This is a genomic window from Pseudomonas sp. W5-36 (genome assembly GCF_046540455.1).
GTDB lineage: Bacteria > Pseudomonadota > Gammaproteobacteria > Pseudomonadales > Pseudomonadaceae > Aquipseudomonas > Aquipseudomonas graminis_B.
In genome coordinates this window covers 421,631-446,142 of record NZ_JAXCIQ010000002.1, presented here as the reverse complement: position 1 = coordinate 446,142, position 24,512 = coordinate 421,631, and the positions used below count along the sequence as shown (strand labels likewise).

General features: G+C 60.7%; 24 protein-coding genes. 13 read left to right on the top strand and 11 right to left on the bottom strand.

Going from position 1 to position 24,512, the window contains the following annotated elements; genetic code table 11:
* Nucleotides 1–5: 5 nt before the first annotated feature.
* Entirely contained in the window at nt 6–1,214 is a 1,209-nt protein-coding gene (gene coaBC / locus SLW74_RS04995) for a bifunctional phosphopantothenoylcysteine decarboxylase/phosphopantothenate--cysteine ligase CoaBC (RefSeq protein ID WP_410928295.1), read from the bottom strand.
* Nucleotides 1,215–1,345: 131 nt separating this feature from the next.
* On the opposite strand from coaBC, the gene radC reads away from it, so the two are divergent.
* Nucleotides 1,346–2,020 (top strand): RadC family protein, encoded by a 675-nt coding sequence (radC, locus tag SLW74_RS04990; protein ID WP_065988236.1) that lies wholly within the window; start codon nt 1,346–1,348, stop codon nt 2,018–2,020.
* A 331-nt stretch (nt 2,021–2,351) separates the two neighbouring features.
* Here the strand turns inward: radC and SLW74_RS04985 are convergent, their stop codons facing one another.
* On the bottom strand, nt 2,352–3,941 hold the full coding sequence (locus SLW74_RS04985; RefSeq protein ID WP_410928294.1) for an ABC transporter substrate-binding protein: 1,590 nt from the start codon (nt 3,939–3,941) through the stop codon (nt 2,352–2,354).
* A 362-nt stretch (nt 3,942–4,303) separates the two neighbouring features.
* Here SLW74_RS04985 and rpmB point away from each other — a divergent pair, with 362 nt between their 5' ends.
* Together rpmB and rpmG are read left to right on the top strand one after the other, a co-directional pair.
* Complete coding sequence (gene rpmB, locus SLW74_RS04980) at nt 4,304–4,540, top strand: 50S ribosomal protein L28 (RefSeq protein ID WP_037016669.1); 237 nt, start codon at nt 4,304–4,306, stop codon at nt 4,538–4,540.
* A gap of 11 nt (nt 4,541–4,551) precedes the next feature.
* Nucleotides 4,552–4,707 carry a 50S ribosomal protein L33 gene (gene rpmG, locus SLW74_RS04975; RefSeq protein ID WP_010225867.1) on the top strand — a complete coding sequence of 52 codons (156 nt, stop codon included), beginning with the start codon at nt 4,552–4,554 and terminating at the stop codon, nt 4,705–4,707.
* A gap of 78 nt (nt 4,708–4,785) precedes the next feature.
* On the opposite strand, the gene SLW74_RS04970 is transcribed toward rpmG, so the two are convergent.
* Nucleotides 4,786–5,148: a cupin domain-containing protein gene (locus SLW74_RS04970; RefSeq protein ID WP_065988238.1), complete on the bottom strand. Its 363-nt coding sequence runs from the start codon at nt 5,146–5,148 to the stop codon at nt 4,786–4,788.
* 259 nt (nt 5,149–5,407) lie between these two features.
* Here SLW74_RS04970 and SLW74_RS04965 point away from each other — a divergent pair, with 259 nt between their 5' ends.
* Both SLW74_RS04965 and SLW74_RS04960 read left to right on the top strand, forming a co-directional pair.
* Complete coding sequence (locus SLW74_RS04965; RefSeq protein ID WP_410928293.1) at nt 5,408–6,901, top strand: aldehyde dehydrogenase; 1,494 nt, start codon at nt 5,408–5,410, stop codon at nt 6,899–6,901.
* Between the two features lie 108 nt (nt 6,902–7,009).
* Entirely contained in the window at nt 7,010–8,155 is a 1,146-nt protein-coding gene (locus SLW74_RS04960; RefSeq protein ID WP_410928292.1) for an MFS transporter, read from the top strand.
* Here the strand turns inward: SLW74_RS04960 and SLW74_RS04955 are convergent.
* Both SLW74_RS04955 and SLW74_RS04950 read right to left on the bottom strand, forming a co-directional pair.
* Nucleotides 8,152–9,756 carry a phospholipase D family protein gene (locus SLW74_RS04955; RefSeq protein WP_410928291.1) on the bottom strand — a complete coding sequence of 535 codons (1,605 nt, stop codon included), beginning with the start codon at nt 9,754–9,756 and terminating at the stop codon, nt 8,152–8,154. The genes SLW74_RS04960 and SLW74_RS04955 overlap by 4 nt on opposite strands.
* 46 nt (nt 9,757–9,802) lie before the next feature.
* Nucleotides 9,803–11,230: a PLP-dependent aminotransferase family protein gene (locus tag SLW74_RS04950; RefSeq protein WP_296313558.1), complete on the bottom strand. Its 1,428-nt coding sequence runs from the start codon at nt 11,228–11,230 to the stop codon at nt 9,803–9,805.
* A gap of 177 nt (nt 11,231–11,407) precedes the next feature.
* Between SLW74_RS04950 and SLW74_RS04945 the strand changes: the two genes are divergently transcribed.
* Nucleotides 11,408–11,641, top strand: coding sequence for a DUF1127 domain-containing protein (locus SLW74_RS04945; RefSeq protein ID WP_410928290.1), 234 nt, complete (start codon nt 11,408–11,410; stop codon nt 11,639–11,641).
* Between the two features lie 35 nt (nt 11,642–11,676).
* On the opposite strand, the gene SLW74_RS04940 is transcribed toward SLW74_RS04945, so the two are convergent.
* Complete coding sequence (locus SLW74_RS04940) at nt 11,677–12,987, bottom strand: NAD(P)/FAD-dependent oxidoreductase (protein WP_410928289.1); 1,311 nt, start codon at nt 12,985–12,987, stop codon at nt 11,677–11,679.
* Between the two features lie 153 nt (nt 12,988–13,140).
* On the opposite strand from SLW74_RS04940, the gene SLW74_RS04935 reads away from it, so the two are divergent.
* A complete protein-coding gene (locus tag SLW74_RS04935) occupies nt 13,141–13,494 on the top strand; it encodes a YkgJ family cysteine cluster protein (RefSeq protein WP_065988244.1) in 354 nt (117 codons plus the stop codon).
* Nucleotides 13,495–13,528: 34 nt separating this feature from the next.
* On the opposite strand, the gene dadR is transcribed toward SLW74_RS04935, so the two are convergent.
* Nucleotides 13,529–14,017, bottom strand: a complete 489-nt coding sequence (dadR, locus tag SLW74_RS04930; protein ID WP_065988245.1) for a transcriptional regulator DadR — start codon at nt 14,015–14,017, stop codon at nt 13,529–13,531.
* A 153-nt stretch (nt 14,018–14,170) separates the two neighbouring features.
* Between dadR and dadA the strand changes: the two genes are divergently transcribed.
* From dadA to SLW74_RS04900, 6 genes are all read left to right on the top strand, one after another.
* Nucleotides 14,171–15,472, top strand: coding sequence for a D-amino acid dehydrogenase (dadA, locus tag SLW74_RS04925; RefSeq protein WP_410928288.1), 1,302 nt, complete (start codon nt 14,171–14,173; stop codon nt 15,470–15,472).
* Complete coding sequence (locus tag SLW74_RS04920) at nt 15,444–15,797, top strand: RidA family protein (RefSeq protein ID WP_065988247.1); 354 nt, start codon at nt 15,444–15,446, stop codon at nt 15,795–15,797. The genes dadA and SLW74_RS04920 overlap by 29 nt, the downstream gene beginning before the upstream one ends.
* 44 nt (nt 15,798–15,841) lie before the next feature.
* Nucleotides 15,842–16,915, top strand: a complete 1,074-nt coding sequence (gene alr, locus SLW74_RS04915) for an alanine racemase (RefSeq protein ID WP_410928287.1) — start codon at nt 15,842–15,844, stop codon at nt 16,913–16,915.
* Nucleotides 16,916–17,075: 160 nt separating this feature from the next.
* On the top strand, nt 17,076–17,624 hold the full coding sequence (locus tag SLW74_RS04910) for a cupin domain-containing protein (RefSeq protein WP_065988249.1): 549 nt from the start codon (nt 17,076–17,078) through the stop codon (nt 17,622–17,624).
* Nucleotides 17,625–17,671: 47 nt separating this feature from the next.
* On the top strand, nt 17,672–17,935 hold the full coding sequence (locus SLW74_RS04905) for a DUF2845 domain-containing protein (protein ID WP_410928286.1): 264 nt from the start codon (nt 17,672–17,674) through the stop codon (nt 17,933–17,935).
* 106 nt (nt 17,936–18,041) lie between these two features.
* Nucleotides 18,042–19,964, top strand: a complete 1,923-nt coding sequence (locus SLW74_RS04900) for an acetyl-CoA hydrolase/transferase C-terminal domain-containing protein (RefSeq protein WP_410928285.1) — start codon at nt 18,042–18,044, stop codon at nt 19,962–19,964.
* Nucleotides 19,965–19,998: 34 nt separating this feature from the next.
* Here SLW74_RS04900 and SLW74_RS04895 read toward each other — a convergent pair whose 3' ends face one another.
* The 4 genes from SLW74_RS04895 to rep all read right to left on the bottom strand — a co-directional run bounded on the left by SLW74_RS04895 (nt 19,999) and on the right by rep (nt 24,443).
* Complete coding sequence (locus SLW74_RS04895; RefSeq protein WP_065988252.1) at nt 19,999–20,814, bottom strand: sulfite exporter TauE/SafE family protein; 816 nt, start codon at nt 20,812–20,814, stop codon at nt 19,999–20,001.
* Nucleotides 20,815–20,896: 82 nt separating this feature from the next.
* Nucleotides 20,897–21,781 carry an MBL fold metallo-hydrolase gene (locus SLW74_RS04890; RefSeq protein WP_296307769.1) on the bottom strand — a complete coding sequence of 295 codons (885 nt, stop codon included), beginning with the start codon at nt 21,779–21,781 and terminating at the stop codon, nt 20,897–20,899.
* Nucleotides 21,782–21,824: 43 nt separating this feature from the next.
* Complete coding sequence (locus SLW74_RS04885; RefSeq protein WP_410928284.1) at nt 21,825–22,394, bottom strand: xanthine phosphoribosyltransferase; 570 nt, start codon at nt 22,392–22,394, stop codon at nt 21,825–21,827.
* A 39-nt stretch (nt 22,395–22,433) separates the two neighbouring features.
* Nucleotides 22,434–24,443: a DNA helicase Rep gene (gene rep / locus SLW74_RS04880; protein WP_410928283.1), complete on the bottom strand. Its 2,010-nt coding sequence runs from the start codon at nt 24,441–24,443 to the stop codon at nt 22,434–22,436.
* Nucleotides 24,444–24,512: the final 69 nt, after the last annotated feature.

Sequence of the window (24,512 nt, the reverse complement as noted above, 5' to 3'; positions counted from 1 at the left end):
CGTGATTAAACCTGGTTCATGCGATCGGCGATAAAAGTCACCAGCTGCCGCGCGATCTTGGCTTTGCTGGTCTGGGCGAAGAGCGTCGCTTGCAACGCTCGGTCGATCACGCTGCAGGCGTTTTCTTCGCTGTTGAAGCCAATGCTGGGATTGGCGACGTCATTGGCGACGATCAGATCAAGGTTCTTGTCCTTGAGCTTGCGTGCGGCGTAATGGAGCAGGTGTTCGGTTTCGGCCGCGAAGCCGACGCTGAACGGGCGATCCGGTCGCTGGGCGAGGGTGGCGAGAATGTCCGGGTTGCGGACCATCTGCAGCAGAAGACCATCACCGGTCGTGGGATCTTTCTTCAATTTTTGTGTGGCGACGACTTCCGGCCGGTAGTCCGCGACGGCTGCGGAGGCGATGAAGAGATCGCAAGGCATGGCGTCTTCGCAGGCGGCGAGCATGTCGCGGGCGCTGACGACGTCGACACGCGACACCCGGTCAGGTGTTTGCAGGTTCACCGGGCCAGTGATCAGGGTGACCCGCGCGCCCGCTTCGGCGGCGGCTTCGGCCAGGGCGAAGCCCATTTTTCCGGAGCTGTGGTTGGTGATGTAGCGAACCGGATCGATGTTTTCCTGAGTCGGGCCGGCGGTGATCAACACGTGCTTGCCGGTCAGCGTCAGGCGCTGAAAGCAATCGGCGGCCGATTGCGCCAGGTCATTGGGTTCGAGCATGCGCCCGTAGCCGACGTCTCCACAGGCCTGGCTGCCGCTGGCCGGACCGAACATGCGCAGACCGCGCTGTTCGAGCAGTTGCAGATTGGCCTGCACGGAGGGGTCGCGCCACATCGCCTGATTCATCGCGGGTGCGACGGCAACGATGGCATCGGTCGCCAGCACCACGGTGGTCAGCAGATCGTTGGCAATGCCTTGGGCCAGGCGGGCCATGAGGTCGGCGGTGCCCGGTGCGATGAGGATCATGTCGGCCCACTTGGCCAGCTCGATATGGCCCATGGCGGCTTCGGCTGCGGGGTCGAGCAAATCAAAGTGAACCGGATGGCCGGACAAGGCCTGCATGGTCAGCGGGGTAATAAACTCGGCGCCGCCTTTGGTCATGACGACACGGACTTCCGCACCGTGGTCGCGCAAACGGCGGACCAGTTCGGCGCTCTTGTAGGCCGCGATGCCACCGCCGACGCCGAGAACGATGCGTTTTCGATACAGCCGCTGCATAGGCCTGCCTTAAGGTCGGTTAACACGCGGCAATCATTAGCCTCCCCAGGCCTGACTGTCGCGCAAAAAAGAGCGGCTAAGATAGCACAGCGACCGCACGGGAACAGCGGCGCCACAGACAGGGAGCTGCTATGAGTATTCGCGATTGGCCGGCGGCAGAGCGTCCGCGGGAGAAGCTGCTGGAACGGGGGGCGTCGAGTCTGTCGGACGCTGAATTGCTGGCGATTTTCTTGCGCACGGGCGTCTCGGGCAGAAGTGCCGTGGACCTGGCCCGGCACCTTTTGAATCAGTTCGGCAGCCTGCGTGCATTGCTCGAAGCCAACCTGACGGCGTTCAGCAGCGAGCTGGGTCTGGGACCCGCCAAGTTCGCGCAATTGCAGGCGGTCATGGAAATGGCCCGGCGCAACATGGGCGAGGATTTGAAGCGCGATTCTGTGCTGGAAAACCCGACGCAGGTGCGTCGCTACCTCAAGGCGCTGTTAAGGCACGAGCCCCATGAAGTCTTTGGTTGCCTGTTTCTGGACAGCAAGAACCGGGTTCAGACCTTCGAAGTGTTGTTTCACGGCTCGATCAACACGGCGCATGTTCACGCGCGGCAGGTGGTCAAGCGGGCATTGGCCCACAACTCGGCGGGATTGATCCTTTGTCACAATCACCCCTCCGGCGTAAAAGACGCCAGCGAAGCCGATATCGATCTGACGCGGCACTTGAAACAGGCGCTGGCGCTGGTGGACGTGGTGGTGCTGGATCATTTGATCATCGGCGACGGCGATCCGTTGTCGATGGTTGAGTATGGGTTGATGTAGCGGCTGTAAAGCTGGCCGACAAGCTGTTCGTGGGACCGGCTTTAGCCGGGAAGGGGGCGGGCCATACCGCATTGTTGAAAGGGGACTGATTTATTTACAAAGCTTCACCGTAAATGAATCTGTCCCCGAGAGCGGAGTGTGCCCACGCCGAAGTCGAGTTCAGCGGGGTGAGGAGTCTGCGTATCAAGATCAAAGGCTAAGGCGGCATGTCGTTGACGCTTAAAGCGGGGACAGATTAATTTACGCTTAAAGTGGGGACAGATTAATTTACGGTGAAGCGCTGTAAATAAATCAGTCCCCTTCAATACACCCTTCAATAGTTTCTCGCGAATTACTTCACGGTCACCTTGGAAAAATCCTGACGACCAAACGGGCTCACGCTGTAACCCTCGACGTTCTTGCGCAGCAGCGCATAGGCCGTTGGATGCGCAAGCGGCAGCCACAATGCCTGCTTATGGATCTGCTCTTGAGCCTGGTGATACAACTTGCTGCGCTGCGCCTGATCGGTCACCGCCTTGCCCCGGCTGATCAGCTTGTCCAGCCCTTCATCGCAGTAGCGGGCGAAGTTGGTGCCGGATTTCACCGCGGCGCAGGAGAACTGCGGCGTCAGGAAGTTATCCGGATCGCCGTTATCCCCCGACCAGCCCATGAAGAGCAGGTCGTGCTCGCCGGTCTTGGCGCGGCGAATCAGCTCGCCCCATTCGATAACTTTGATTTCCGCCTTGATCCCTACCGCGGCCAAGTCGTTCTGCAGCAACTGCGCACCTGCGTTCGGGTTGGGGTTGAGCAAGCTACCCGACGGCCGAGTCCAGATCGTCGTCTTGAAGCCGTCTTTCAGACCGGCCTTTGCCAGCAGATCCCTGGCTTTCGCCACGTCGTGCTTGTAGCCCGGCAGGTCGCTGGCGTAGCCCCAGGTATTAGGCGGGTACGGACCGTTGGCCGGGTGCGCCGAGCCCTCGAATACCGCTTTCAGGTACGTGTCTTTGTCGAATGCCAAGTTGATCGCCTGACGCACTTCCGGTTTGTCCAGCGGCGGATGCTGGCTGTTGATCGCCAGGAAAGCGGTCATGAAGGCGTCTGTCTTTTCGACCTTCAGGTTCGAATCCTTGCCAGCTTCAGCAACATCCATCGGCTTCGGCGACAGGGCAACCTGGCACTCATTGCGGCGAATACGTTGTAGACGAACGTTTGCGTCCGGCGTAATCGCGTAGATCAGCGCATCAACGGCTGGCTTGCCGGCGAAATAATCCGGATTGGCCTCGTAACGTACTACCGAGTCTTTCTGGAATCGCTTGAAGACAAAGGGCCCTGTGCCGATCGGCTGACTGTTCAGCTTCTCCGGGGTGCCGGCCTTCAATAGCTGCGCGGTGTACTCGGCAGAATAGATAGAAGCGAAACCCATGCTGAGCGTCGCCAGAAAGGTCGCATCCGGGTGGTCCAGGGTGATGCGCACTGTGGTGGCATCGGTCGCCTCGACTTTCTTGATGAGCGATGGCCATTGCATCGACTGCGCGTGGGGGAAGCCCTGCGCGGCGACCTTATTCCATGGATTGGCCGGATCGAGCATGCGCTTGAAGCTGAACACCACGTCGTCAGCGTTAAGCTCGCGCGTCGGGGTGAAGTAGTCGGTGTGATGGAATTTCACGCCGGCGCGCAGTTTGAAGTCATAGGTCAGCCCGTCAGGCGACACGCTCCAGCTCTGCGCCAGGCTCGGAACCAGCTTGGCGTCCTTGGCGTCGTAATCCACCAAGCGATTCATCAGCACGTCGGCCGAAGCATTGGTGGTGGTCAGCGAGTTGTACTGCACCACGTCAAAGCCTTCGGGGCTGGCTTCCGTGCAGACGCTTAGCGTCGCCGCCGCCTGGGCCAGCAATGGCGCAGATAGGGACGCGAGCAACAGGGGTAGAACGGCTAGGCGCATGGCGATTTTCCTTTCAGAGAGAGCCCATCTGCCGGCGCAGTCTGGAGAGTCAGTAACCCTAGACCATCGATTGGCGCAGAACAATCGCCACGGCGCGACGAGTGGTATATTTCCCGCCGCGCCTAACGCCGCTGGTCTTGCCGGGTATAAGGCCGGGTTATCTGGCAGGCAATTCGTGGTTTGTGTTGTTGCACCGGGGGCTTTCTGGTATAAAGCAGCGCTCTTTTCTAGGGGCCCGCTGCCTTCACCGCAGGTGTGGCCGGTAAGACCCCTGAAGAAACGCGGCGCCTGGCGCCAAATGACTGAGAGATTAAGCGGCCAACCCATGCCGGGTTGGGCATGTGGTTTTAGAGGGCTGAGGCATGTCGAGAGTATGTCAAGTTACCGGTAAGGGTCCGGTAACCGGGAATAACATTTCCCACGCAAACAACAAAACCCGTCGTCGTTTCCTGCCAAACCTGCAGCATCACCGCTTCTGGGTTGAAGAAGAGAAACGCTTCGTACGTCTGCGCGTATCTGCCAAAGGCATGCGCATCATCGACAAGCGTGGTATCACGGTTGTTCTGGCCGAAATCCGCCGTGCTGGCGCTAAGGTTTAAGGGAGAAAATCATGCGTGAATTGATCCGTTTGGTGTCGACCGCTAACACCGGCCACTTCTACACCACCGACAAGAACAAGCGCACGACTCCGGACAAAATCGAAATTAAAAAATTCGATCCGGTTGTTCGTAAGCACGTGATCTACAAAGAAGCCAAAATCAAGTAATTGATTTTTGCGTCTTACAAAAAAGCCCGCAGCGATGCGGGCTTTTTTGTGGGTGAAATAAAGTCGGTCACCTGAGGCTCAGGCCTTCTGTTCGAACACCACATAGATCTTGCGGCATGCTTCCAGCACCTCCCACGTACCCTTGAACCCGGCAGGAATCACAAAACGGTCACCCGCGCGCAGGGTTTTCGACTTGCCTGCTTCGTCACGAAGGACCGAGACGCCCTGCACGATTTCACAGTACTCGTGCTCGGTGTAATTCACTTTCCATTGACCGACTTCCCCTTCCCAGACGCCTGCATTCAGCTGCCCGCACGGGCTGTTGTAATGGTTGTAAACCGTCTGGTTCGGCTCGCCCTTGAGGATCTTTTCAGCCGCAGGCGTGAAACGCTCCGCTGCAGTAGTGGCTTCGCTGAAGTCGACAATGCTTTCGATGCTCATATCTGATTCCTGAAAGTGGGCGCTGCGTGATTGTTGCTTGCCGAGGGCTGGATGGAAAGCGCAAGCGAGTGCGGGGACTGTTGAATAAAATGCACGATCGGGCCAGATTTCGCCCGCTTATGTCCAATATATTGGAAATCCGCCCAATGCTGGTTTAGGGTGGCGAATGCCTTCGGCCGATCCGATGACGCGTCAGGCACTGTCCTGAAGCCCGATTCGAGTGCGAAGACGCGCCTATTTCATAAGAGGAGGACGTTTCATGACCACCCTGACTCATGCTGACTGGGAACAACGCGCCCAGGATTTGAAAATCGAAGGCCGTGCTTTCATCAACGGTGAATACACAGACGCCGCATCCGGCTCGACGTTCGACTGCATCAGTCCGGTCGATGGCCGCCTCCTCGCCCATGTCGCCAGTTGTGACGCCGCCGATGCGCAGCGCGCCGTCGAAAACGCCCGGGCTACGTTCAATTCCGGCGTCTGGTCGCGATTGGCGCCGGCCAAGCGCAAGGCAGCCATGCTTCGTCTGGCAGAGCTGATCAACGAAAACGTTGAAGAACTCGCGCTGCTTGAAACCCTCGACATGGGCAAGCCCATCATCGATTCCTACGGCATCGACATTCCCGGCTCCGCCCAGGCATTGAGCTGGAGCGGCGAGGCCATCGACAAGCTGTACGACGAAGTGGCGCCGACCCCGCACGATCAACTGGGGCTGGTGACTCGCGAACCGATTGGCGTAGTGGCGGCTATTGTGCCGTGGAATTTCCCGCTGCTGATGGCGTCCTGGAAGCTCGGCCCTGCGCTGTCGAGCGGCAATTCGGTGATCCTCAAGCCATCGGAAAAATCCCCGCTGACCGCCATCCGCGTCGCTCAACTCGCCATTGAGGCAGGTATTCCGGCTGGCGTGCTGAACGTGCTGCCGGGTTATGGCCATACGGTGGGTAAAGCGCTGGCGTTGCACATGGACGTCGACACCGCTGTATTCACCGGTTCGACGAAGATCGCCAAGCAGTTGCTGATCTACTCGGGCGAATCGAACATGAAGCGCGTCTGGCTGGAAGCCGGCGGCAAAAGCCCGAACATCGTCTTCGCCGATGCGCCGGATCTGCAGGCTGCGGCCGAATCTGCGGCCAGCGCCATTGCTTTCAACCAGGGCGAGGTCTGCACGGCCGGCTCACGCCTGTTGGTCGAGCGCTCGATCAAGGAGAAATTCCTGCCGATGGTGATCGACGCGCTGAAAGCCTGGAAGCCGGGCAACCCCCTCGATCCGTCGACAACCGTTGGCGCGCTGGTCGATACCCAGCAGATGAATACAGTGTTGTCGTACATCGAAGCTGGCCACACAGACGGCGCCAAGTTGGTCGTCGGTGGCAAGCGCATCCTTCAGGAAACCGGCGGCACCTACGTCGAGCCGACGATTTTCGACGGTGTGACCAACGCGATGAAGATCGCTCAGGAAGAGATCTTTGGGCCGGTGCTTTCTGTGCTGACCTTCGATACCGCCGAAGAAGCGATTCAGATTGCCAACGACACGCCTTATGGCCTGGCTGCGGCGGTGTGGACGGCTGACTTGTCCAAGGCACATCTGACCGCGAAGGCGTTGCGTGCGGGCAGCGTGTGGGTCAATCAGTACGATGGCGGCGACATGACCGCGCCGTTCGGTGGCTTCAAACAGTCTGGTAACGGCCGCGACAAGTCACTGCATGCGTTCGACAAATACACCGAGCTGAAGGCGACCTGGATCAAGCTGTAGAGAGTCGCGCGCGATCAACCCTCAGTCGCTGTAAAAAACCAACGCAGCCGGGCTTTACTCAAAGCCCGGCTGTTTTGTTTCGTCCTTTTGAGCCACAGGAGCGTGGTGATGCGTTGGGGTACTTATTTCGCCGTGCTGGCGTCGGTATTGAGCGTCGGCCTGGCGCTGGGCGTGAGCATGCCGCTGGTATCGCTGCGTCTGGAAGCCTGGGGTTACGGCGCGTTTGCCATCGGCGTCATGGCTGCGATGCCGGCCATTGGTGTGCTACTGGGTGCCAGCCTTGCCAGCCGACTCGCTTCAAGACTCGGCACCGCCAACCTCATGCGGCTATGCCTGTGGGCCGGGTCGGTTTCAGTGGGTTTGCTGGCGTTACTGCCTGACTACTGGATCTGGTTGGTCCTGCGCCTGATGCTCGGGACAATCCTCACCATTGTGTTCGTGCTCGGCGAAAGCTGGATCAACCAGTTGGTCATCGAAAGGCTGCGCGGCAAGCTGGTGGCGCTGTACGGCAGTTCCTACGCACTGAGTCAGCTGGGCGGGCCGGTGCTGCTGGGCTTCATTGGCACGGGAGCAGATTACGGGTTCTGGGTCGGGACCCTGTTGCTGGCGGTATCGCCGTTTCTGTTGCTGGGCAGAACAGGCGCGCCGAGCGCGGAATCCAGCCATGTGACGCTGCGCGATCTCGGCGGCTTCTGTCGGAGCTTGCCGGCCATTGCGTGGGCCATTGCGTTATTCGCCGGGTTTGAAGCGATGATTCTGACCTTGCTGCCGGTGTATTGCCTGCAACAGGGCTTCACGCCTGAAATCGCTTTGGCGATGGTCAGCACCGTGGTGGTGGGGGATGCGCTTCTGCAACTGCCCATTGGCGCGCTGGCCGACAGGGTGTCCCGTCGGCGGCTGTTTTCCGGGTGTGCGCTGGTGCTGACGGTGTCGCGCCTGGCGATTCCGCTGCTGGTCGACACAATCGCCATCTGGCCGCTGTGGGTGCTGTTCGGCGCAAGCGCGGGCGGACTGTTCACGCTGTCGCTGATTCTGATTGGCGAGCGTTACCGCGACGACGCTCTGGTGCGCGCCAATGCCCATGTCGCTCAGCTGTGGGGGATCGGTTGCCTGCTCGGCCCCTTGGCGGCGGGCGCTGGCAGCCAATGGGTCAGCGGTCAGGCGCTGCCGTTATTGATGGCGGCGGGCGCGCTGGGGTTGGTCATCCTGTCCCAGCGTCCCAAGGCATTTGGCGCGCATGCGGTGGCGGCTTAGAGCATCTTTTCCAGGCCGACCGCCGTGCTGAACCAGGCGTTCATCCGGCGCCACCAGTCGCCAGGCTCTTTGGACAGGGTATGGATTTTGCCGTTGTCCTCGGTTACCCACACCAGTCGGTCGTTCTCCAACTTGACCTGATAACTGATGGCCGGCGCCATGCCCTGAAGCGCCAGCTCGCGCAGGTATTCGGTCAGCTCGGGGCTGTCGACCAGCACGCCGACTTCGGTGTTCCACAGCACCGACCGTGGGTCGAAATTGAACGAACCCACGAACATTTTCTGCCGATCAAAGATCATCGCCTTGCTGTGCAGGCTTGATTCCGAGCCGCCCTTGATCAGGTTTGTGTGCAGAAATGCAGGACCGCTGCCCTTGGCGTTGCTCGGGTCGCCAGGCTGGCGGCGCAGTTCGAACAGCTTCACGCCATGCTCCAGCAGCGCTCGGCGGTACGGCGCATAGCCGCCATGCACCGCCGGCACGTCGGTGGCCTCCAGCGAGTTCGTCAACAGGTTCACCGACACGCCCTTGTCAGAGAGCCCGGTCAGGTAAACCAGGCCTTCCTGCCCGGGCACGAAGTAGGCCGAGATCAGCATCAGTTCCTTATGCACGTTGCCGAGATCAGGGCTCAGTTGGGTCGCCAGCAGCAGGTGCGGGTCAGGCTCGCCGCGTGACAGCACCTTGGTCGGCGCGTCCCACAAGGCCTGGTTGTGCGCCCATATCAGCTCATTGAGCCAGGTCTTCATGCGTGGGTGAGGCCGATAGTCCATCAGCCGTTCATACAAGGCCTTTTTGTCCACGTGTGCCTGATCCAGCGACTCGGCCAGACGCACGCGCGCGGTGGCCAGATCCTTGCGGTCGGGCGGCCAGTAGAGGAAGTCATCGATCGGCTTGCTGAGCGTGCTGTTCCAGTACTGATCGAAACTGTGACCCAGCTGTTCGGCGACCGGGCCCACGCTGAGCATGTCGATGTCGGTGAAATTCAGATTGGGTTCGGCGTCGAAATACTCGTCGCCCAGATTGCGCCCGCCGACGATGGCCACGGCGCCGTCGGCCAGCCACAGCTTGTTGTGCATGCGTCGATGCTGCTGGGACAGATTGAAGAGCCGACCCAGATTACGGGTGGCGCCCATGCTGCGGCCCAGATTGAGCGGATTGAACAGGCGGATCTGAATGTTCGGGTGCGCGGCAAGTGTGGCGATGACTTCATCCAGCCCGTCGCTGGTGGTGTCGTCCAGCAGGATGCGCACGCGGACGCCGCGATCGGCGGCTTTGAGCAGTTCGTCAACCAGCGCCCGAGTGCTCAGGCCGTCGTGAACGATGTAGTACTGCAGGTCCAGGCTGGTTTTGGCGTTTCGAATCAGCTCGGCGCGGGCCATGAAGGCTTCGGTGCTGTTGGGCAGCAGGCGGAAGCCCGAGCGGCCCTCGTGAGGCGCCGCCTGGGCCATGATCGAGCGCCCGAAAGAAGACTGCGCCGCCGGGAGTGCCTGACTCGGACCGTCGGGGGCGGGCGTGTGTGCGCAACCGCTGAGGCCGAGGGCGAGAGCCAGGAGGAGGGGCACCGCCCGTAAGTTCATCAACGCGGTCATTCGAAAATCAGTCATGGCGATATGACCGCGCTTTCTCCAAAAGGTTAAAAGCTGCACAACGTTATGCAGGGTCAGCGCGCTGCATGAGCAACGCCGTGGCAGCGCCGACCTTGCGCACCGCGTCCTCGATTTGCGCGGTCGGCTTGGCAGCAAAGTTCATGCGCAGGCAATTTCTGTATTTGCCGGACGCCGAAAATATGCTGCCAACGGCAATCTGTACGCCTTGTCCCTGCAACGCGCGGTTCAGGCGCAAGGAGTCGAAATCTTCCGGCAGTTCTATCCACAGCATGAAGCCGCCTTGAGGGCGACTCACGCGGGTGCCTTCCGGGAAGTAGCGCGTGACCCAACCTGTCATCAGGTCGCGACTGCGCTGGTACTGGCCGCGCATCCGGCGCATGTGCGGCTCGTAGTGCCCGGCCTTGAGAAAATCGGAAATCGCCAGTTGTGGCTGAGTCGCAGTGGAACCGGTGCTGATGTATTTCATGTGCAGCGCGCGATCAAGATATCGACCCGGCGCGACCCAACCGACGCGCAAACCCGGCGCCAGCGTCTTGGAAAACGAGCTGCAGAGCAGAACGCGGCCGTCTTCGTCGAAGGATTTGATCGTGCGCGGGCGAGGGTAGGTGTAGGCCAGATCGCCATACACATCGTCTTCGATGATCGCCACATCGAAGCGTTGCGCCAGGGTCAGCAGCGCACGTTTGCGGTCCTCCGGCATGATGTAGCCCAGCGGGTTGTTGCAGCTCGGGGTCAGCTGTATGGCTTTGATCGGCCACTGTTCCAGCGCCAGCTCCAGCGCGTCGAGGCTGATGCCGGTGAGCGGGTCGGTGGGGATTTCCAGGGCTTTCATGCCCAGCCCCTTGAGCGCCTGCATGGCGCCGTGAAAGCTGGGCGAGTCGACTGCGACGATGTCGCCCGGCTGGCACACCGACCGGATGCAGATGGCCAGTGCCTCCTGAGCGCCGGTGGTGATCACCAGATCATCCGGATCGATGTTGGTGCCGGAATCCAGCAACAGCCGGGCGACTTGTTCCCGCAGGCAGCGCCGACCGTGGATGTTGTCGTAATACAGCCCGGGCATGTCCAAACGACGGCTGATCCTGCCCAGCGCCTGGGTCAGTGGGCGCAAGGTGGGGCTGGTGACGTCGGGCATACCGCGCCCCAGCTGAACGACGTCAGGGCTGGGTGCGGCCCGCGCCAGTTCCAGCACTTGATCCCACTGAGAGATTTCCACTGGGCGCTGCGCGGGGCGGCCAATCGCAGGCAGGGCGGGCGTCTTGCGGCCGGCCGGTACGAAATACCCGGACTTGGGGCGTGGAAGTGCGAGGCCGTTGTCTTCCAGCAATCGATACGCCTGCTGCACCGTACTCAGGCTGACGCCATGCTCAAGACTCAACGCGCGCACCGAGGGGAGCCGGTCGCCTGGGCGATAAAAGCCGTTTTCGATGCGCGTGCCGAGTAGTTCGGCGAGGTTGACGTACAGGGTCATGGCGTACTCCCACAGGCGATGCGATCGGCAGACCGATACAGATGTGGGGAAATTACAGCATTCAGCGCGGGATTAAACCGATCTGTATGCAAAGAATAATAATTCTTTGGATCTGTAATGGTTTTCCATACAGACACATCATGAATTCACTCGAAACCCACGACGAGGTGTCTGGAAATGAGCGGAATAAGTGATGTTCGGCTAACGCTGTATGCAGGGGAGCTGGTCCGTGAGCATGAAGCGGGCTCGCGCATCAACGCGCCGGAAGGGCTGGGGATGTGGGGGCTGTTTCAGCATCGTAGGGCCAGTCGGCGCGCGTTGTTGAAACTGACTGACGAGCAGCTGAAGGATATTGGCTTGAGCGGTAAGCAGGCGCGCCATGAAGGCCTTAAGCCTTTCTGGCGCGAATGAGGGCTGTGACAGTGGCCCCACAGAGGCGAGTCCGGTTACACCAACTCTTTGAAACGGTGCCACAACATCCCCAGCGCCAGTAGCGGCGAGCGCAAATGTTTGCCGCCGGGGAAGGTGATGTGAGGGACTTTGGCAAAGAGCTCGAACCCGCCACTGTGTTGGCCGCTAATGGCCTCCGCCAGCAACTTACCCGCCAGATGCGTTGCGTTCAGCCCGTGCCCCGCATACGCCTGGGCATAGAACACATTTGGATGCGTGTGCAGTCGTCCGATCTGCGGCAAGCGGTTGGCACCGATGCCGATCATTCCGCCCCACTGAAAATCGATCTTCACGTCTTTGAGCTGAGGAAACACCTTGAGCATCTTCGGCTGCATGTACGCAGCAATGTCGCTCGGGTCCCGGCCTGAGTAGTGGCAAGCGCCGCCGAACAGCAGGCGCCGATCAGCCGACAGCCGAAAATAATCCACCGCCACGCGCTGATCGCACATCGCGGTATTGCGTGGAATCAGTTGGCTGGCGAGTTGTTCACTCAGCGGCTCGGTGGCGATGACGTAACTGCCAGCGGGCAAGACTTTGCCGCTCAACTCCCCATCGAGCTCATTGAGATACGCATTGCAGCCTAGCACCAGCGTACTGGCGCGCACTCGCCCGTGGGCTGTATGAATGTTGACCTCTGCCCCGTATTCCAGTCTTGTCGCTGCCGAGTGTTCGAACACCTGCACGCCCAGCGACTGGGCGACCGCGGCCTCTGCCAGCGCCAGATTCAGCGGATGCAAATGGCCCGAGCCCATGTCCAGCAGGGCGCCGGCATAATTGGGAGACCCGATGATGCTGCTGAGGTTGCGCGCTTCAATCAATTCAAGCGGATGTCGGTAACCCAGGCTGCGCAGCTCTTCGGCGTCTTTGGCAAAACCTTCGAATTCCCTGGGCTTGTTCGCCAGGTCGCAATAGCCCCAGGTCAGATCGCAGTCGATCTGGTATTTGTTGACACGCTCGCGGACGATTTCCACCGCTTCCAGGCCCATCAGCTTAAGCTGACGAACGCCGTCCTCGCCGATGACATTGCTGAACTGATCCACATCATGGCCGACGCCGCGGATCAGTTGCCCGCCGTTGCGCCCGCTCGCGCCCCAACCGATCTTGTGCGCCTCCAGCAGCACCACCTTCAAGCCGCGTTCAGCCAGCTCGATCGCCGTATTCAGCCCGGAAAACCCGCCGCCGATGATGCAGACGTCGGTTTTGACCTCGCCGTGCAGGGCAGGGGCGTCAGGCTGGGTATGGCGAGTGGCGGCGTAGTAAGACGCCGCGTGATCAGACAATCCGGGCTGGGGAGGCCGAGCATTCATGTTGAATATCCCGAGAGCACTGTTTGGAAAATTTTACGGAGGGTAGCGGGGTCAGGGTGCCCGGGCAAGAAAATGCCGGTGGATGATCATCCGGGTGTCAGTCGCAGAGGCGCTGGGGCACAATCAGTACCTTTCACAGGAGAAACTGCCGCGATGGCCTGCAACAGCGAGAAAATCCGCGATCTGCGGCGGCTGATTCCGTCGTTCGAATGCGTCCCGGGATGCCACGATTGCTGCGGGCCGGTGACCACGTCGTCCGAAGAAATGTCGCGTTTACCGCGCAAGACGCCGGCCGAGCAGGAAGCGGCCCTCAACGAGCTGAATTGCGTACACCTGGGACCCAATGGCTGCACCGTCTACGACGAGCGTCCGCTGATCTGCCGCCTGTTTGGCACCACGAAAACCCTGCCATGCCCCAATGGCCGCCGCCCTGATGTTTTGATTCACCCCCGCGCTGAGAAGCAGGTGCATGAGTTCATCGCCTCGACGCGGCAGGTGCTGGTTTAGCCGAAGCCAGCTGGGGTGAGCCCCTTACGGATGCTTACTCCGGAATGGGCAGGCACAAACTCTCCTTCACCTCTTCCATCACGATGTAGCTCTTGGACTCCCGCACATGGGGCAGCTTGAGCAGGATGTCGCCCAGCAGCTTGCGGTACGACGCCATCTCGGAAATCCGCGCTTTCACCAGATAGTCGAAATCCCCTGACACCAGATGGCATTCCAGCACATGGGGCAGTTTGAGCACCGCGCGGCGAAATTCCTCAAAGGTGTCGCCAGACTTATAGTCCAGGCTGATCTCGACAAACACCAACAAGCTGGCCTTGAGGTTCTGCGGATTAAGGCGGGCGTTGTAGCCCATGATGATGCCTTCACGCTCCAGGCGCCGAACCCGTTCTGTGCATGGCGTGGTAGACAGCCCGACCCGTTCGCCCAGTTCAGTGAAGGAGATCCGGCCATCGTTTTGCAGGATGCGCAGGATGTTGCGGTCGATCTTGTCCAGCTCGCGTTTGGACTGGTGCTGGGTGCGCATCGATAAGCCCTCTGCCAAAGCGTCGGTTGCCGAGAAGAAACGCCGAATATAGGCGTTTATATAGTCAAAAGCACTGCTCGGGCCTTTTTATACTGCGCACATCCTTGCTTAAACTTGAAAACGTCAGCGGATATCCGCGATGAGGGAATCAACATGCGCGTTCTGGTCCTTGGAAGTGGCGTAATCGGTACCACCAGTGCGTATCACCTGGCGCGTGCGGGCTTCGAGGTGACTGTCGTTGACCGTCAACCGGCCGCTGCCATGGAAACCAGTTTCGCCAACGCCGGGCAGGTCTCGCCGGGCTACGCTTCGCCATGGGCCGCGCCGGGTGTGCCGCTCAAGGCCCTCAAGTGGTTGCTGCAGCGCCACGCGCCGCTGGCCATCAAGGCAACAGCCGATATCGATCAGTACCTGTGGATGGCGCAGATGCTGCGCAACTGCACCCAGAACCGCTACGCCGTGAACAAAGAGCGCATGGTTCGCCTCTCCGAATACAGCCGCGACTGCCTCGATGAGTTGCGTGCCGAGACCGGCATTGCCTACGAAGGCCGCAGCCTGGGCACGACTCAGCTGTTCCGCACTCAGGAGCAACTGGATAACGCCGCCAAGGACATCGCCGTGCTCAAGCAGGCCGGCGTGCCTTATGAAGTGCTCGACCGTGAAGGCATCGCCCGGGTCGAGCCGGCGTTGGCCAGCGTCAGCAACATCCTCAGCGGCGCACTGCGCCTTCCGAACGACCAGACCGGCGACTGCCAGCTGTTCACCACGCGTCTGGCCGAGATGTGTGTGAAGCTGGGCGTTGAGTTCCGCTTCGGCCAGTCCATCGAATCCATTGATTTCGCGGGCGACACCATCAACGGCGTGCGCATCAACGGAAAACTCGAAACGGCTGACCGCTACGTACTGGCGCTTGGCAGCTACTCGCCGCAACTGCTCAAGCCCCTTGGCATCAAGGCGCCGGTTTATCCGCTCAAGGGCTACTCGCTGACGGTGCCGATCACCAACCCGGCGATGGCGCCGACGTCGACCATCCTTGACGAGACCTACAAGGTGGCGATTACCCGCTTCGACAACCGTATTCGTGTGGGCGGAATGGCCGAGATCGCTGGCTTCGACCTGTCGCTCAATCCCCGTCGCCGCGAGACGCTGGAGATGATCGTCAACGACCTCTATCCTCACGGCGGCGACCTGCAGCAGGCCAGCTTCTGGACTGGTCTGCGCCCGACCACGCCGGACGGCACGCCGATCGTCGGCGCAACGCCGTACCGCAATCTGTTCCTGAACACCGGTCACGGCACATTGGGTTGGACGATGGCCTGCGGTTCAGGCAGATTGCTGGCTGACCTTATCGCTCGCAAGACGCCACAAATCAGTGCTGAAGGCCTCGATATTTCTCGTTATGGCAGTTCCAGGGAGATCGCAAAACATGTCCATTCAGCGCCAGCTCACCAATGAGCGCATGAGCCAGTTGGTCGTCCATAACGGCACCGTTTACCTTGCCGGGCAAGTGGCCGACGATATGGCGGCGGGGATCGAGCAACAGACCCGCGAAACGCTTCACAACATTGAGCGACTGCTGGACCTGGCCGGTACCGACAAGACCCGGATTCTGTCAGTGACGATCTACCTGAAAGACATCGACGCGCACTTTGCCGGCATGAACAGCGTCTGGGACACCTGGCTGCCGAAAGGCCTGGCCCCTGCGCGTGCAACGGTTGAAGCCAAGCTGTGCGAGCCGGAGATTCTGGTTGAACTGTCGGTGATTGCGGCGCTGCCGTAGCTCATCCACCTATATCCATCTATTGACCCACAAGAAGCCCCACCATGCGTCCAGCCCGCGCCCTTATCGACCTTCAGGCCTTGCGCCACAACTACCAGCTGGCGCGCGACACCGCTGGCGCCAAGGCGCTCGCTGTCATCAAGGCGGATGCCTATGGGCACGGCGCGGTGCGGGTTGCGCAGGCACTGGAATCCGAGGCCGATGGTTTTGCCGTGGCGTGCATTGAAGAAGCGCTGGAGCTGCGTCAGGCCGGGATCAAGGCTCCGATTCTGCTGCTGGAAGGCTTTTTCGAGGCCGAAGAACTGGCGCTAATCGTCGAGCATGATTTCTGGTGTGTGGTGCATTCCCTCTGGCAACTCGATGCCATCGAACAAACCGCCCTCGGCAAGCCGCTGAATGTGTGGCTGAAGATGGATTCGGGCATGCACCGCGTTGGCATCCATCCCGCGGATTTTCAGGCGGCGCACCAACGGCTGCTGAGCAGCGGCAAGGCCGCCAAGATTGTCCTGATGACCCACTTCGCTCGCGCCGACGAACTCGACAGCGTCCGTACCGACGAGCAAGTGGCGATTTTTCAATCGGCGCGTGCCGGGTTGGCCGCTGAAGTCAGCCTGCGCAATTCCCCCGCCGTCATGGGCTGGCCCAGCGTGCCAAGTGACTGGGTGCGTCCGGGGATCATGCTCTACGGCGCGACGCCGTTTGATCAGTCGCAATCGGTCGCCGATCGTTTGCAGCCGGTCATGACCCTGGAGTCCCGGGTGATCTGCGTGCGTGACCTGCCCGTCGGTGAGCCAGTAGGCTACGGCGGTACATTCGTCGCCGAGCGCAATATGCGCATCGGTGTGGTCGCGATGGGCTATGCCGACGGCTATCCGCGGCAGGCGCCCACCGGTACCCCCGTGATGGTCGACGGTCATCGCAGTCAGTTGCTCGGGCGTGTGTCGATGGACATGCTCTGCGTCGACCTCACCGACGTGCCGGGCGCAGGGGTGGGCAGCCGCGTCGAGCTGTGGGGCAAGCACATCCTGATCAGTGATGTTGCGTCGAGCGCGGACATGATTCCCTATCAGATTCTCTGCAATCTCAAGCGCGTGCCAAGGCTCTATTCCGAGGCCTGATCGCCGCTCGCCGATCCCCTGCAAATCACCCCTTCGCGGCCCGTTATGGCCGCCAGTCCCTTTGCTGATTCGGCCTTGGGCTCAAGTGTTGTAAATACTGAACGCTGTTGCCATGATGGCGACCACTTGACCTAACTTGATCATCAGGAGGACTCCCGCATTGGACGTCGGTGAACGACTGCAATCCATTCGTAAACTCAAAGGCCTGTCCCAGCGTGAACTCGCCAAACGAGCGGGCGTGACCAACAGCACCATCTCCATGATCGAGAAGAACAGCGTCAGCCCCTCGATCAGCTCGCTGCGGAAGGTGCTGGGCGGCATACCGATGTCCATGGTGGAGTTCTTTTCCGAAGAGCTCGAACCCGAAAACCCGACCCAAGTGGTCTATAAAGCCAGCGAACTGATCGATATCTCGGACGGTGCCGTGACCATGAAACTGGTCGGCAAATCCCATCCGAGTCGCGCCATTGCGTTCCTTTCCGAGGTCTACCCGCCGGGTGCCGACACGGGCATCGAGATGCTCGTGCACGAGGGCGAGGAGACCGGGATTCTGGTTGAGGGCCGTCTTGAACTGGTGGTCGGTCTTGATACCTACGTGCTGGAAGAGGGCGACAGTTACTACTTCGAGAGCTCCCGACCCCATCGCTTTCGCAACCCCTACGACGTTCCTGCGCGGCTCATCAGCGCTGCCACCCCGGCGAATTTCTGATCAGCGCCATGATTAACCGAACACTGATCTTCCTAGGGCTGGCCGGCTTGCTGTTCGCCAATGCGGCTGACGCGACCATGCGCTGCGGCACGGCGCTTATCAGTCTGGGTGACACCGCCGATGTGGTCCGCCAGAAGTGCGGCGCGCCAGACAGCAGTGTTGATCAAATGCCTGCGCTGCGAAGCAACGGCGTACCCAGGCTCGGTTTTGCGAAGGTTAGTTTGTGGGTGTACGGTCCTCGTAATGGTGCAAAACAACACCTGCGGTTTATCGAGGACAAGCTGGTAGAGATCGAGACGAAGCGGGATTGAGTCGCCGACTGGCAGTCTTTTTATGAGGGCGCAAGCGGCGCAATGCAGCAAATTCCCTGAAGGCCCGGTCCAACCGCTATCCAATAACAAAATCAGGAGAGGCCGGATGCCGCATTCCTGCTCGATCGAGCAAGCTGTCGATCACGTGCTGGCCGAGTTGCCGGCCCATGTTCATATGGGTATGCCGCTGGGGTTGGGCAAACCGAACCGCTTTGCCAACGCGTTGTACGCCCGAATCAAATCGCTGCCCGATCGGCACCTGACCATCTACACCGCCCTGTGCCTCGGGCGACCGGATGGCGGCGACGGTTTGCAGGGACGGTTTCTTGAGCCCTTTCTGGAGCGCGTCTTCGATGACTACCCGGAGCTGGATTTCCTCACCGACCTGCGCCGGGACAACCTCCCGCCCAATGTTCACGTCCAGCAGTTTTTCATGCAGCCCGGCAGCCTGCTCGGCAGCGTCGAAGCGCAGCAGGATTACGTCAGCAGCAACTACAGCCACGCTGCGCGGGACATCAACGCCAACGGCCTGAACCTGATCGCGCAACTGATTGCCCGCGACCCGCAACGGCCCGATCACATTAGCCTGAGCTGCAACCCCGACATCACCCTCGACCTGCTGCCCCTGGTGGAAAAACGCCGCGCGGCGGGCGAGCGCATTCTGATGCTTGGCCATGTCCACTCGGATCTGCCGTACATGCAGGGCGATGCCGAAGTCAGCGCCGACACCTTCGACCTGCTGATCGAGCATGAAGAGCGCAGCACGCTGTTCTCGACGCCGAACATGCCGGTCGGTGTTCAGGATCATTTCATTGGGTTGTACGCGAGCACGCTGGTGCGCGACGGCGGCACCTTGCAGATCGGCATCGGTTCGATGGGCGACGCCTTGACCGCAGCCTTGCTTGCGCGCCAGGCCGATAACGAAAACTACCGCGCGTGCCTGGCCGAGCTGGACGGCATCTCCACCTGGAAACCCCTGATCGAGGCCCAAGGCGGGGTGATGCCCTTCGCCACCGGGCTTTATGGCTGCAGCGAAATGCTGGTCAACGGCCTGCTGGTGCTGCTGGACGCGGGGATCATCCGGCGCAAGGTGTACGCCGACATCGAGCTGCAGCAAATGGCCAACGACGGGGTTCTGGACGAGTCGCTTTATGGCGACGGCGTGTTGATTCACGGCGGCTTCTTTCTCGGCCCGCGCAGTTTCTACGAGCGGCTACGGGAATTCACGCCGGCGCAGATCGCGCAGATCAACATGACCGCGATCAGCTACATCAACGAGCTCTACGGCAACGAAACGCTCAAGCGTCTGCAACGCCGCGATGCGCGGTTCATCAACAGTTGTTTCACGGTCACGTTGCTGGGCGCAGCGGTTTCAGATCAGTTGGCCGATGGTCGCGTGGTCAGCGGTGTGGGCGGGCAGTACAACTTCGTCGCTCAGGGCCATGCGCTGGAAGGCGCGCGTTCCGTGCTGATTCTGCGCAGCTGGCGTGAGTCGGGCGGGGAGGTGAATTCCAATGTCGTCTGGGACTATGCGCACACGACAATTCCGAGGCATCTGCGTGACATCGTCGTCACGGAGTACGGCATTGCCGATCTACGCGGCAAGACCGATTCAGCGGTGATCGAGGCACTGCTTAATATCAGCGACTCACGCTTCCAGCCGGGCCTGATCGATCAGGCGCAGAAGGCCGGCAAGCTGCCGAAGGATTTCCGCCTTGATCCGTTGTTCAGCCAGAACACGCCCGAGCGGTTGAAGGACATCCGCCATCAGTTCCCTTCGCTCTTCGTCGAATACCCGCTGGGTAGCGACTTCACGGCAGAAGAGCGCGATCTGCTGCGCGCGCTGAACTGGCTGAAGAGCAAGTTCAAGCTCACGGAAATCATCGAGCTGGGCAAGGCCACGCTGGAAGCGCCTGACGCGAGCGCGTATCCGGAGCACTTGCAGCGCATGGGCCTCGATCATCCGCAGGGGTTGCGGGACGAGCTGTATCAGCGGTTGGTGTTGGCGGGGTTGCAGGCGACGGCTTAGGCCTGATGTTTCCCACGTTCACTGTGGCATCCGTTCAGCCGAGGGTTTTGATCACCAGCAGCACGGCGGCGAAGAAGCCGCTAACAGCGAACAGCTGCTGCAACCTCGGGCCGGCGAGGTAACGGCTGACCTGCCTGCCGGCCATCAGTCCCGCGACAGCCCCGGCGGCGAACGGCAGGCCCACTGACCAGTGCATCGCGCCGCTGACGCTGGCCGTGATCACGCTGCCGGTCGAGACCAGTGCGATCACCGCCAGCGACGTGGCGACGATGCTTTTCATCTCAAGGTCGGTGTAGCGCGTTAAGGCCGGCACGATGACAAACCCGCCGCCCACGCCGAGCAATCCTGACAATAGGCCGGCGAGCGCGCCGGTTGCCGCCAGTGACCGGGCGCACGGCAGCGTCCAGCGCAAGCGACCCACCAGCGGATTGACCACGCAGGGCCTGAACGCGCCCCGATCCGGCGGCTTGCCGTGGCGCAGTTCGTGAGCGGCTTTGCGGTAGATCCGCCCGCACACATAAAACAGAATCAGTGCAAACCCCAACGCCAGCGGCGCATTGGGCAGTTGATGCGCCAGCCACAGGCCTACCGGCGACAGCGCGATGCCAATGATTGCGATGAAAATGGCGGCGCGGTAACGGACGATGCCTTGGCGCAATCCGAGCGCTGCACCGACCGCCGAAGCCAGGCCGACGGCCAGGAGGCCCACCGGCGCAGCTTCGATCATTGTCAGGCCCAGCCCGAAAACCAGCAGCGGCACCGCAAGGATCCCGCCACCCGCGCCTGTCAGGCCCAACACCGCGCCAATGATCGTACCGAGGCCGGCTCCGATCAGTTCGTGTTCATTCATGTTAAGTGAGCAAGTCCCGTGGGTCTGTCCGGAGGTGGGTGTTCAGTCGGTGAGCGCGCGGGATCAGCGCGCCTGGCAGCACTTACACCGCATTGATCGGGACTTTCAGGTAGCGCACGCCGTTGTCCTCCGCTTCCGGCAGATTGCCGCCGCGCATGTTGATCTGCACAGAAGGCAGGATCAGCACGGGCATGTCGAGGGTGGCATCGCGCTTCTCGCGCATCTCGACAAAGGCGTCCTCGTCGATGCCTTCACGCACGTGGATATTGCTGGCGCGTTGCTCGGCAACGGTGGTCATGAACATCAACTCTCGGCCGTTGGGCAGGTAGTCGTGACACATGAACAGACGCGTCTGCGGCGGCAGGCCGAGGATCCGGCCAACCGAGCGATACAGCGTGCGCGCATCGGCACCGGGGAAGTCGCAACGAGCGGTGCCGTAGTCGGGCATGAACAGGGTATCGCCGACAAACGCCACCGCTTCATTGCCAGCTTCAATCACGTACGTCATGCACGCCGGTGTGTGGCCAGGGGTGTGCATGGCTCTGGCCTGCAGCGTGCCAATCTGAAAATGCGCGTCATCTTCCAGCAGCCGGTCGAACTGGCTGCCATCACGGGCGAAGTCGCCTTTGGCGTTGAACAGCGTGCCGAAGACTTTCTGCACGCGGGTGATGTGGCTGCCAATGGCGACCGTGCCGCCGAGCTGTTCTTTCAGGTAGGCCGCCGCCGAGACGTGATCGGCGTGGACGTGGGTTTCCAGAATCCACTGCACCGACACGCCCAGCTCGCGGACCCTGCCGATCAGCTTGTCCGCAGATTGCGTGCTGGTGCGCCCGGATTTAGGGTCGTAATCCAGCACGCTGTCGATCAGCGCGGCCTGAAGCGTAGAGCGGTCAATGACCAGGTAACTGATGGTCGAGGTCTGCGGATCGAAGAACGCCTCTACGCTCAGTTTTTCGCCAATGATCATGATGCTCTCCTTTATTGCCGGTACAGGAATGCTGAAGCAGGTATCAAACGAACGTTACAACGCCATCTTTCAACGACTGCACGCGCGCCAGTGACTCTACACGATAGCCCTGACCATCCAGTTCGGCGCGGCCGCCCTGGAATGACTTCTCGATCACGATACCCAGGCCGGCGACCGTCGCGCCCGCTTGCTTGATGATCGAGATCAGCGCCTGTGACGCCTTACCGTTGGCCAGGAAGTCGTCGATGATCAGCACACGATCGCTGCTGTTCAGGTGACGGGTAGAAATGGCGATGGTGCTTTCGGTCTGGTTGGTGAACGAGTACACCGACGCGGAAAACATGTTTTCAGTGAGGGTCAGCGACTGATGCTTGCGCGCGAAAATCACTGGAACGCCCATCTTCAAACCGGTCATGACCGCAGGGGCGATGCCCGACGCCTCGATGGTGACGATTTTGGTGATGCCCGAGTCGGCGAACAGCGCGGCGAATTCGTCGCCGATCTGCTGCATCAGCACCGGGTCGATCTGATGGTTGAGAAACGCGTCGACCTTCAATACCTGGTCGGAAAGCACGATGCCTTCGTCGCGAATTTTCTTGTGCAGTGCTTCCACGTGGGTGGTCCTCAGAGCGCAATGTGCGCGAAATAAACGTTATCTTTTCAGCATGGCGCGTATGTCCGCCAAGGCTGTGTTGCCGCGTACGGCTTTGACTTCGACGGGCGTGTCATCGTTGCCTTCCCAGGCGAGATGGTCAGGCGGCAGTTCGTCGAGGAACCGGCTCGGGAGACAATCGATGATTTCGCCGTACTGCTTGCGCTTGGCCGCAAAGGTGAACGCCAGCGTCTGCCGCGCGCGGGTGATGCCCACGTAGGCCAGACGGCGCTCTTCTTCGATGGTGTCGGCCTCGATACTGGAGCGGTGCGGGAGGATTTCCTCTTCCATGCCCATGATGAACACGTACGGAAATTCCAGACCCTTGGAGGCGTGCAGGGTCATCATCTGCACGCCTTCGGCGCCGTCTTCCTCTTCCTGCTGACGTTCGAGCATGTCGCGCAGGACCAGCTTGCCGATGGCCTCCTCGATGGTCATGCCGCCTTCTTCGTCCTTCTCCAGCGTGTTTTTCAGCGCCTCGATCAGGAACCACACGTTGCCCATGCGGTAGTCGGCGGCCTTGTCGCTGGAGCTGTTCTGACGAATCCAGTTTTCGTAATCGATGTCCATGACCATGCTGCGCAAAGCGGCAATCGGGTCCTGCGTCGCGCATTGCTGGCGCACGCCGTCCATCCAGTGTTTGAAGCGTCTGAGGCGGTCGGTGAAGCGGGCGTCCAGATGCTCGCCCAGGCCGATCTCGTCAGTCGCGGCATACATCGACACCTTGCGCTCGGTGGAATAGTTGCCCAGCTTTTCAAGGGTGGTCGAGCCGATTTCCCGGCGCGGGACGTTGATCACGCGCAGGAAGGCGTTATCGTCATCCGGGTTCACCAGCAGGCGGAAATAGGCCATCAGGTCTTTCACTTCCTGACGTCCGAAGAAGCTGTTGCCCCCGCACAGCCGATACGGAATCTGATGGTGCTGCAGCTTCAGCTCGATCAGCTTGGCCTGATAGTTACCGCGATAGAGGATCGCGAAGTCGCTGTACGGCCGGTCGGTGCGCAGGTGCAGGCTGAGAATTTCGATGGCCACGCGCTCGGCTTCGGCGTCTTCGTTCTTGCATCGAATCACGCGGATTTCATCGCCGTGGCCCATCTCGCTCCACAGCTGTTTCTCGAACGCGTGGGGGTTGTTGGCGATCAGCACGTTGGCGCAGCGCAGAATACGGCTGGTAGAGCGGTAGTTTTGCTCCAGCATCACCACTTTCAACGACGGGTAATCGTCCTTGAGCAGCATCAGGTTTTCCGGCCGCGCGCCGCGCCAGGCGTAGATCGACTGGTCGTCGTCACCCACAACGGTGAACTGGCAGCGCGTGCCGATGAGCATCTTCACCAGCAGGTACTGGCTGGCGTTGGTGTCCTGGTATTCGTCGACGAGGAGGTAGCGCACCTTGTGCTGCCACTTTTCCAGAATGTCGGCGTGCTCTTCGAACAGCTTCACTGGCAGCAGAATCAGATCGTCGAAATCCACCGCGTTGTACGCCTTGAGCGTGCGCTGGTAGTGGCTGTAGACGATGGCGGCGGTTTGTTCCTTGGGGTTGCGCGAATTGGCGAGGGCTTCGGGCGGCAGAATCAGTTCGTTTTTCCAGGCGCCGATCATGTTCTTGATCTCGTCGACGCCGTCGTCGCCCGAGTATTCCTTCTGCATGATGTCCGTCATCAGCGCCTTGACGTCGGTCTCGTCGAAGATCGAGAACCCGGGCTTGTACCCCAGACGGGCGTGTTCCTTGCGGATGATGTTCAGGCCCAGGTTGTGAAACGTCGAAACGGTCAGGCCGCGCCCTTCGCCGCTGCGCAGAAGGGTCCCGACGCGCTCTTTCATCTCCCGCGCCGCCTTGTTGGTAAAGGTCATGGCGACGATGTACTGGGCACGGATGCCGCAGTTCTGGATGAGGTGGGCAATCTTGCGTGTGATCACGCTGGTCTTGCCGGAGCCAGCGCCGGCGAGCACCAAAAGAGGGCCGCCGACGTAGTTCACGGCTTCCTGTTGCCGGGGATTGAGTCGGGACATGGGGAAAAGTGGGGTCGCTTTGAAAAGGGCGGGCATTTTAACAGGGTCAGCGGATTTCGCAGCCACCGT